This is a genomic window from Micromonospora sp. NPDC023966 (assembly GCF_040639095.1).
GTDB lineage: Bacteria > Actinomycetota > Actinomycetes > Mycobacteriales > Micromonosporaceae > Micromonospora.
In genome coordinates this window covers 1-1,336 of the sequence record NZ_JBEZZJ010000089.1, presented here as the reverse complement: position 1 = coordinate 1,336, position 1,336 = coordinate 1, and the positions used below count along the sequence as shown (strand labels likewise).

Sequence of the window (1,336 nt, the reverse complement as noted above, 5' to 3'; positions counted from 1 at the left end):
AAGCGGGAGGCCCGCACCCGGGCGGTGGACATGCTGGGTCGGGTGGGGATTCCGCAGCCGGGGAAGCGGTTCGATCAGTATCCGCACGAGTTCTCGGGGGGTATGCGGCAGCGGGCGATGATCGCGATGGCGCTGGTGAACGATCCGGATCTGTTGATCGCCGACGAGCCGACGACGGCGTTGGATGTGACGGTGCAGGCGCAGATCCTGGACCTGCTCAGCGACCTGCAGGCGGAGTTCCGGTCGGCGATCATCCTGATCACCCATGACCTGGGCGTGGTGTCGCAGGTGGCCGACGATGTCCTGGTCATGTACGGGGGTCGGGCGGTCGAGCACGGGAGTGTGGAGCAGGTGTTGCGGCGGCCGCAACATCCGTACACGTGGGGGTTGTTGTCGAGTGTGCCGTCGTTGCACGGTGACGCCGACGCGGACCTGGTGCCGATCAAGGGCAACCCGCCGTCGTTGATAAACCTGCCGTCGGGGTGCGCGTTCCACCCCCGCTGCCGCTATGCCGGCCGCAACGGCGACCGTTCCCGCACCGAGGTGCCCGCGCTGCGGGCGGCCGGGGAGGCCGGGCACCTGGTGGCCTGCCACCTGCCGGAGGCCGCCCGTCAGCGCCTCTACCGTGACGAGATCGCCCAGGTGGGGGTGGCCCGATGACCGAACCGCTGCTCAAGGTCCGTGCCCTGACCAAGCACTTCCCGGTGCGCGGCGGCTTCCGCGCCGGCGGCCTGGTGCGCGCCGTCGACGGTCTGGACTTCGATGTGCGGCCGGGGGAGACCCTGGGTCTGGTCGGGGAGTCCGGGTGTGGGAAGACCACCACGGGTCGGATGCTGGTGCGGCTGCTGGAACCCACCGCCGGGTCCATCGAGTTCGCCGGGCGGGACATCACCCATGCCCGGCGGGCGCAGTTGCGGCCGCTGCGGCAGGACCTGCAGATCATCTTCCAGGACCCCTACGCCTCGCTGAACCCCCGGCACACCGTCGGCCGGATCGTGGCCATGCCCCTACAGGTCAACGGCATCAACCCGCCCGGCGGCACCAAGAAACGCGTCCAGGAACTCCTCGAACTGGTCGGCCTGAACCCCGAGCACTACAACCGCTACCCGCACGAGTTCTCCGGCGGGCAACGCCAACGCATCGGCATCGCCCGCGCCCTGGCCCTGCGCCCGAAGCTCATCGTCGCCGACGAACCCGTCTCCGCCCTGGACGTCTCCATCCAGGCCCAGGTCATCAACCTGCTGCGCGACCTGCAACGCGACCTCGACCTGGCCTTCGTCTTCATCGCCCACGACCTCGCCGTCGTCCGGCACTTCTGCCACCGCGTCGCCGTCAT

Annotated in this window: 2 protein-coding genes; both read left to right on the top strand. The window is 69.6% G+C overall.

From position 1 onward, the window contains the following. On the top strand, positions 1 to 660 hold a 660-nt coding region (locus tag AB0F68_RS35235), incomplete at its 5' end, for an ABC transporter ATP-binding protein (RefSeq protein ID WP_357346226.1). Further along, positions 657 to 1,336 (top strand): ATP-binding cassette domain-containing protein (locus AB0F68_RS35230; RefSeq protein WP_357346224.1); only part of this gene is annotated, 680 nt, incomplete at its 3' end. The genes AB0F68_RS35235 and AB0F68_RS35230, both read left to right, overlap by 4 nt.